Source organism: Klebsiella sp. 28 (assembly GCF_018223905.1).
Lineage (GTDB): Bacteria > Pseudomonadota > Gammaproteobacteria > Enterobacterales > Enterobacteriaceae > Klebsiella > Klebsiella pneumoniae.
On sequence record NZ_JAGRQY010000156.1, the window covers coordinates 1 to 7,475 of the forward strand.

A 7,475-nucleotide genomic window follows, 5' to 3' on the forward strand; every position below is an offset into this window, starting at 1 on the left:
TCCCCCGCCGGGAAGAAGATCAGCACCCCACCGGCCTGCAGCTGCTGGTCCATCTGCTGCAGCGCCGCTTTAGCGGTGCGGCCATGAATATTATCTACCGGGATAAACAGCGAGCTCAGGGGCTCAAGGTGGGTGAGCATGCGGTTGGTGACCACTTTGACATCGCGGCGCACGCGGGATACCGCATACAGGAGCGCCAGGCCGTCGAGGGTGCCGGTGGGGTGGTTGGCGATAATGACCAGCGGGCCATATTCGGGGATTTGTTCGAGATCGTGCGCCGGGATGGCGCAGCGGATATTGAGGTATTCCAGCACCTGTTCGACCGTATCAAGCCCCTTCAGGTGGCGGTGACAGTCNNTCCCCGGATAGCGGCGCAAGCGCCTTATCCGGGCTACGGTTGGCGCCGATTTGTAGCCCCGGTAAGCGTCAGCGCCACCGGGGAGAGGCTATCGGCGTTCACCGCAGCTAAGATCAAAGCTATCGCCAGCCCAATTTGGGGGATATAGCCCGCGCTGGACATCGCGATGAAAGGTTGAAAATGGCCAATCGATCACCCGGGTGACCCAGCCATGCTTAAGTGGATTGATATGGATGTAATCAACGTGTCGGCGGTAATCATCTTCATCGCGTATGGCATGCTCCCAGAAGCGCGGTTGCCAGAGGGGTTGTCGTTTTAACGTTCTGCTAAAACAGCCTTTGATATCTCTCCAGCGTGAAGAAAAATCGTCATCATTATGAGGTAGTGTCCAGATGCAATGCAGATGTTCAGGCAACACCACCCAGGCATCAATAATAAAGGGGCGATGTTGTTTAACAACGGCGACAGAGTAGCGCAATAATTCTATGTTTTCAGTTAGGTGCATGCTTCTACGGTCTTTAAGGTTAACAGTGAAGAACCAGGTTCCCCCCTTAATGTAATAACGTCGATAAGCCACCACAGGATCTCCTGGAATTCGGTATTTATGATGTGGTTTAACACGTTAGAAGGCGAAATCCGGTACGCCAAGGAGAAGGCGCAGAAGGTGGAAAGCGGCGCGCAAAGTTTTAGCTACAGATATTGGTTAGCGCCTGTCCCCGGATAGCGGCGCAAGCGCCTTATCCGGGCTACGGTGTGGTGGTCGCGATAAATACAGCGCACCGGAGATGAGGTTTGGTAGCCCCGGTAAGCGCAGCGCCACCGGGGAGGGGCGGGTTTAACGGAGGATCTTTTTCTCGGCCAGATCGAGGGCGAAATAGCTGAAGATCAGGTCGGCGCCTGCGCGTTTGATAGCGCCGAGGCTTTCCAGAACCACTTTCTCTTCATCGATAGCGCCCGCCTGGGCAGCAAATTTGATCATCGCGTACTCACCGCTGACCTGATAGGCGCCGAGCGGCAGATCGCTGCGTTCGCGGATATCGCGCAGAATATCCAGGTAGGCGCCAGCCGGTTTCACCATCAGGCAGTCGGCGCCCTGGGCTTCATCGAGCAGCGACTCGCGAATGGCCTCCCGGCGGTTCATCGGGCTCATCTGATAGGTTTTCCGATCGCCCTTCAGCGCGGTACCGGCCGCTTCGCGGAACGGACCGTAGAAGGAAGAAGCGAACTTGGTCGAGTAGGACATGATCGCCGTATTGGTGAAGCCGGCGGCGTCCAGCGAGCGGCGAATCGCCTGCACCTGACCGTCCATCGCGGCGGAAGGAGCGATGAAATCCGCCCCCGCGGCGGCGGCGACAACGGCCTGTTTGCCAAGGTTTTCCAGGGTCGCGTCGTTATCCACCCCGTGGTCGCACAGCACGCCGCAGTGGCCGTGGGAGGTATATTCGCAGAAGCAGGTATCGGACATGACGATCATCTCCGGCACCGTGGACTTACAAATCCGCGACATACGCGCCACCAGACCATTTTCATTCCAGGTATCGCTGCCGGTGGCATCGGTGTGATGAGAAATACCAAAGGTCATCACCGAGCGGATCCCGGCGTTGGCGATGCGTTCGATCTCGCGCGCCAGATATTTTTCCGGAATGCGCATCACGCCGGGCATGGCCTCTATCGCTTTGTAATCATCAATTTCTTCTTCAACAAAGATCGGCAACACCAGGTCGTTCAAACTCAGTGTTGTCTCTTCAAACAGGGCGCGCAGCGCAGCGGATTGACGCAGGCGGCGGGGGCGAGTGATTAAATCTGTCATGGTTTGCCTGATTTTGTGAAATGAAAGACGATAGTGTAACTGAAATGGCTGCGGGATGTTTCGCCAAAACGATCGTTATGGCGCATCGGCGAAACCTTCCCCGGGATTACTGGCTGGCCGTCTGCATGTTGGGCTGTGCGCCGCTCAGCTCGCTGACCAGGTCGTTGATGCCATCGCTCATATTGTTGAAGCGGGTTAACGGCGAGCGGGTTACCACCACAAAGGCGCCAACGTTAGCCTGCGGATTCATCGCCATATAGGTGATAAACCCGCCGCCGCCGCCGGTTTTCTGAATAATCCCCGGATGGCCGTTCTTCGGCTTCATATACACCCAGCCGAGGCCCAGCGCGTCTGCGCGGCCCGGCACGTCCATACCAATCACCCGGGTCAGCTGGTTACGCTGATAAATCAGCGTCTGCATCCGGTCGGCCTGCTGGCTGCGGGTATAGAAATCGGATGACAGGAACTGCTGCATCCAGCGCATCATATCCCCCGGCGTCGAGTAGACTCCGCCGCTGCCGATCGCCGCCAGGGTGTTGTTGCATGGGCTGGCGCCTTTTTCCGGGATCATCAGCCGCTGGCACTGATCCGGTGACGGGGTAAAGGTGGTGTCCTTCATCCCCAGCGGCCGGGTGATCTGCTCTTCAAACAGCTGCGGATACGGTTTGCCGGCGGCGGTGGAGAGCGCGTCCGCCAGTAAATCGAAGGCCAGGTTGGAGTAGGCCGCCTGCGAGCCCGGCGCGGTCTTCAGGGTCGCGGTAGAGAGCCAGTTCCAGCGCTGCTGGCGGGTCGGCCAGACAAACACCGGACGATGAGCGGCGCCGCCAGGCTGCTCGCGCGGCAGGGCGCTGGTATGGGTCGCGAGGTTAACCAGGGTGATTGGTTTTCCCTGCCAGTCAGGCACCCGGGCGCCCGGCGGGGCGTATTTACTCAGCGGATCGTTGAGTTTCACCACCCCCTGGTCGAGCAGCTTCACCAGCATCTCGCTGGTCATCAGTTTGCTGAGGGAGGCGATACGGATCACCGAGTCGAGCTGCGGGTGCTGATTATTCCCCGGGCGGGTTTCGCCAAAGCTGCGAAAAACACGCTGATTGCCATCGATAACCACCAGCGCCATGCCGGTGGCGCCGCTGCCGTAGTAGATATGATTGGCGTAACGATCGACCACATCCGAGGCGAAAACCGGGTCAACGGTAGGCTGTGCGGCCTGCACCGAGGTCCACGACGCCGCGCACAGCGCAGCAAAAATGAGCAAACTACGTTTCAACGGAGATCATCCATTAAATAAATAAAAAGAAGAGGGTATTTATACTACGAAGTGGCGCAGAACAAAGCGGGATTCACGACATTCCTGCAGGAAAAAGGTAACGGTGCGTAAAAAAGACTTTTTTACGCTTTCGGATACCGGCTTTTTTCGCCGGCGCGTATGATGACCGTTTGGCTGAAGGTTCGTGGGAGAGAACAATGACGGCTCAACGGGTAGTGATGGTCGTGGATATGCAAAACGGCGTGTTCGCCACGCCGCGTCTGGCGCGCGAGCGCTGCGTCGCGCAAATTAATCGTCTGGTGCGCGCGGCGGACAAGGTTATTTTCATTCAGCATGATGAAGCCGGCGGCCTCGAAGCCGGCAGCGAAGGCTTCGCCCTGCTTCCTGAGCTGGAGCAGCCGGCTGGCGCGCTGTATGTCACCAAAACCGCCTGCGATGCCTTCTATCACACCTCGCTGGCGCAGGTGCTGGACGAACACGACATTCAGCAGTTCGTCATCTGCGGCTGCGCCACCGACTACTGCCTCGATACCACCGTTAAAAATGGCGCCAGCCGCGGGTACGGTATTGTTATTGCGGAAGATGCCCACACCACCGCCGACCGCCCCGCCGCGCAGGCCGCGACGCTTATCGCCCACTACAATGAGGTGTGGCGTACGCTGACCATTCCTGGCAATCCTTTACAGGTGAAACCCACAGAAACAATTCTGCATGCATGGCAGCAGAACTAAGCTGTTGATATCCGGTCTTATCATTCGTCTGTCCCGCGAGGGCTCATCCACGCGGCGGCCGACGTATGCGTCGTACACAGCAATAGCAGAACGATAAGAAGTTAGCAGGAGACAATGATGTTTAAATCTTTTTTCCCCAAACCGGGGCCGTTTTTTATTTCTGCCTTTATCTGGTCGCTGCTGGCCGTGATCTTTTGGCAGGCGGGCGGCGGCGACTGGCTGCTGCGGGTCACCGGGGCATCGCAAAATGTGGCGATCAGCGCGGCGCGCTTCTGGTCGCTCAACTATCTGGTGTTCTACGCTTACTATCTGTTTTGCGTCGGCGTGTTCGCGCTGTTCTGGTTTGTCTACTGCCCGCACCGCTGGCAGTACTGGTCGATTCTCGGCACCTCGCTCATCATCTTCGTCACCTGGTTTCTGGTGGAAGTCGGGGTGGCGATCAACGCCTGGTATGCGCCGTTCTACGACCTGATCCAGAGCGCGCTGGCCACCCCGCATAAGGTCAGCATCAATCAGTTTTATCAGGAAATCGGCGTCTTTCTCGGCATCGCGATCATCGCGGTGATTATTGGCGTGATGAACAACTTCTTCGTCAGCCACTACGTCTTCCGCTGGCGCACGGCGATGAACGAGCACTATATGGCCCACTGGCAGCATCTGCGCCATATCGAAGGCGCCGCGCAGCGTGTGCAGGAAGATACCATGCGTTTTGCCTCCACCCTCGAAGATATGGGCGTGAGCTTTATCAACGCGGTGATGACCCTGATCGCCTTCCTGCCGGTGCTGGTAACGCTCTCCGAACATGTTCCCGACCTGCCTATCGTCGGCCATCTGCCGTATGGCCTGGTGATTGCCGCTATCGTCTGGTCGCTGATGGGTACCGGCCTGCTGGCGGTGGTGGGGATTAAGCTGCCGGGCCTGGAGTTTAAAAACCAGCGCGTGGAAGCGGCCTATCGTAAAGAGCTGGTTTACGGCGAGGACGATGAAACTCGCGCCACGCCGCCGACGGTGCGCGAGCTATTCCGCGCGGTGCGTCGCAACTATTTCCGTCTCTATTTCCACTATATGTATTTCAATATCGCCCGCATCCTCTATCTGCAGGTGGATAACGTTTTCGGCCTTTTCCTGCTGTTTCCGTCGATCGTTGCCGGTACGATTACCCTCGGGCTGATGACGCAAATTACTAACGTCTTCGGCCAGGTGCGCGGCTCGTTCCAGTACCTGATCAGCTCGTGGACAACGCTGGTGGAACTGATGTCCATCTACAAACGTCTGCGCAGTTTTGAACGCGAGCTGGACGGCAAACCGCTGCAGGAAGCGATCCCGACATTACGTTAATCAAGACAAGGAAGCATAATGGCCGCACGTTTATCGCGCATTATTCCCGTTTCATTGACGCTGCTGGCGGCCATGGCGCTGAGCGCCTGTACCAGCCAGCAGGCTCCGGCGCTGAAAGAGGGCGAGAAGCCTGTTGACGTGGCGTCGGTGGTGCGGCAGAAAATGCCGGCCAGCGTCAAGGATCGGGAGGCCTGGGCGCAAGCCATCGCCACCGCGTTTGACAGCCAGAAGCTGGCGCCGACGGAAGAAAACGTCTGCTCGGTGCTGGCGGTCGCGCAGCAAGAGTCTAACTATCAGTCCGATCCGGTGGTGCCGGGGCTGAATAAAATCGCCTGGCAGGAAATTGACCGCCGGGCGGAAAAAATGCACATTCCGCCGTTTCTGGTCCATACCGCGCTGAAGATCACCTCGCCAAACGGTAAAAGCTATAGCGACCGTCTGGACAATGTGAAGACGGAAAAGCAGTTGAGCGCCATTTTTGATGACTTTATCGGGATGGTGCCGATGGGGCAGAAGCTGTTCGGTTCCCTTAACCCGGTGCACACCGGGGGGCCGATGCAGGTCAGCATTGCTTTTGCCGAGCAGCACACCTCCGGCTACCCGTGGAAAATGAACGGCACGGTGCGCCAGGAGGTCTTCAGTCTGCGCGGTGGCCTGTGGTTTGGCACCTATCATCTGCTGAACTATCCGGCCAGTTATAGTGCGCCATTGTACCGCTTTGCCGACTTCAACGCCGGCTGGTACGCCAGCCGTAACGCCGCCTTCCAGAACGCGGTGGTGAAAGCCAGCGGGGTAAAACTGGCGCTCGACGGCGACCTTATCCGCTACGACAGCGAGGAGCCGGGCAGCACCGAGCTGGCGGTGCGTCGCCTGGCGAGCCAGCTGGGGATGAGCGACAGCGAGATCCATCGTCAGCTGAAAAAGGGCGACAGCCTGGCGTTTGAGAAGACCGATCTCTATCAGCAGGTTTTCCGTCTCGCCGAGAAAAAGGCGGGCAAAACCCTGCCACGGGAGATGTTGCCAGGGATCCAGCTGGAGAGTCCAAAAATCACCCGAAATCTGACGACGGCGTGGTTTGCGAAACGGGTTGATGAGCGGCGGGCAAACTGTATGGCGCGGCGTTAACGGCGCTGACGCCAGCGCACGATAAGCGCCAGTACCCCGATGAACGTGCAGCCGATAAGGAAAGGGATCAGACCAAAGAGGGTACCCACGGCGAGGCTGATGTCGACTTGCGGACGGCTGGCGTCCTGGGCTTGCATCAGGCGTTCAAATACCCCCGGGGCGTGGATCAGCATGCTGAGCATCTGCGCGCCGGCCCAGCAGCAGATCAACACGAACAGCCCGTAGGCGACATGGCTGCCGGTCAGCGCGCCCCTTTTTTTATTTCCCAAAAGCGATTTTGAAAAACTGAATTCAGCCATAGGCCCTCCCACATCTGCGCTGCTGGTTTTTTCTCCAGCTCTATGTCAGGTATTCTGGCAGTCAGGGGCCATCATCAGTATCAGATTGCTGGTAATTGCCGTCCAGGAATAATCCTGTTTTCGCCGTTGTGTTAACCGCGCCACAGGAGCACAAAAGGGAGAGCGGCGTCGCAATCCAGCAACATTCTCCATATCGCTACAGACCGCCGCGGGCGGCTATGCGAAGATGCGTTTTTTGCTGTTGGAGGCCGCATGAAGCTCACTGATAAAATTCGCCGCGATTGGCACTACTACGCCGTGGCGCTGGGGTTGATTTTTATTCTTAATGGCGTGGTGGGGCTGCTGGGGTTTGAAACTCAGGGGTGGCAATCCTACGCCGTCGGTCTGATCACCTGGGTCATTAGCTTCTGGATTGCGGGCTTTGTGATCCGCCGCCGCCCGGCAGAAGAGGCCTGAGGCCGCCGCTGCCAGGCGGTTTAGTTCATGGAGGTTTTCAGCGCCCGGTCCGCGGCATGGCGCTCCAGCGCCAGCTCAATCAGGCGGGTGA

At 58.0% G+C, this 7,475-nt stretch carries 8 protein-coding genes and 1 pseudogene; 4 read left to right on the forward strand and 5 right to left on the reverse strand.

Annotation, left to right across the window (positions count from 1 at the left end):
- From KHQ28_RS23100 to ampH, 4 genes and pseudogenes are all read right to left on the reverse strand, one after another.
- A pseudogene (locus tag KHQ28_RS23100) lies at positions 1-350 on the reverse strand (1-acyl-sn-glycerol-3-phosphate acyltransferase); the annotation flags it as partial.
- Positions 351-446: 96 nt separating this feature from the next.
- Complete coding sequence (locus KHQ28_RS23105) at positions 447-938, reverse strand: transposase (protein ID WP_004178721.1); 492 nt, start codon at positions 936-938, stop codon at positions 447-449.
- A 255-nt stretch (positions 939-1,193) separates the two neighbouring features.
- Positions 1,194-2,168, reverse strand: a complete 975-nt coding sequence (gene hemB, locus KHQ28_RS23110; protein ID WP_002890201.1) for a porphobilinogen synthase — start codon at positions 2,166-2,168, stop codon at positions 1,194-1,196.
- A gap of 106 nt (positions 2,169-2,274) precedes the next feature.
- The gene (gene ampH / locus KHQ28_RS23115) at positions 2,275-3,435 is read right to left on the reverse strand and encodes a D-alanyl-D-alanine-carboxypeptidase/endopeptidase AmpH (protein WP_004178722.1); all 1,161 of its coding nucleotides are present in this window, start codon (positions 3,433-3,435) and stop codon (positions 2,275-2,277) included.
- A 218-nt stretch (positions 3,436-3,653) separates the two neighbouring features.
- Here ampH and KHQ28_RS23120 point away from each other — a divergent pair, with 218 nt between their 5' ends.
- The 3 genes from KHQ28_RS23120 to KHQ28_RS23130 all read left to right on the forward strand — a co-directional run bounded on the left by KHQ28_RS23120 (position 3,654) and on the right by KHQ28_RS23130 (position 6,629).
- Positions 3,654-4,166 (forward strand): isochorismatase family protein, encoded by a 513-nt coding sequence (locus tag KHQ28_RS23120; RefSeq protein WP_021441268.1) that lies wholly within the window; start codon positions 3,654-3,656, stop codon positions 4,164-4,166.
- Between the two features lie 117 nt (positions 4,167-4,283).
- On the forward strand, positions 4,284-5,504 hold the full coding sequence (sbmA, locus tag KHQ28_RS23125) for a peptide antibiotic transporter SbmA (protein WP_002890204.1): 1,221 nt from the start codon (positions 4,284-4,286) through the stop codon (positions 5,502-5,504).
- 18 nt (positions 5,505-5,522) lie between these two features.
- Entirely contained in the window at positions 5,523-6,629 is a 1,107-nt protein-coding gene (locus KHQ28_RS23130; protein ID WP_004183146.1) for a DUF1615 domain-containing protein, read from the forward strand.
- On the opposite strand, the gene KHQ28_RS23135 is transcribed toward KHQ28_RS23130, so the two are convergent.
- The gene (locus tag KHQ28_RS23135; RefSeq protein ID WP_002890210.1) at positions 6,626-6,928 is read right to left on the reverse strand and encodes a YaiY family protein; all 303 of its coding nucleotides are present in this window, start codon (positions 6,926-6,928) and stop codon (positions 6,626-6,628) included. The two genes, KHQ28_RS23130 and KHQ28_RS23135, sit on opposite strands and share 4 nt — an antisense overlap.
- Positions 6,929-7,180: 252 nt before the next feature.
- Between KHQ28_RS23135 and KHQ28_RS23140 the strand changes: the two genes are divergently transcribed.
- Positions 7,181-7,384 (forward strand): DUF2754 family protein, encoded by a 204-nt coding sequence (locus tag KHQ28_RS23140; protein ID WP_002890215.1) that lies wholly within the window; start codon positions 7,181-7,183, stop codon positions 7,382-7,384.
- Positions 7,385-7,475 lie beyond the last annotated feature (91 nt).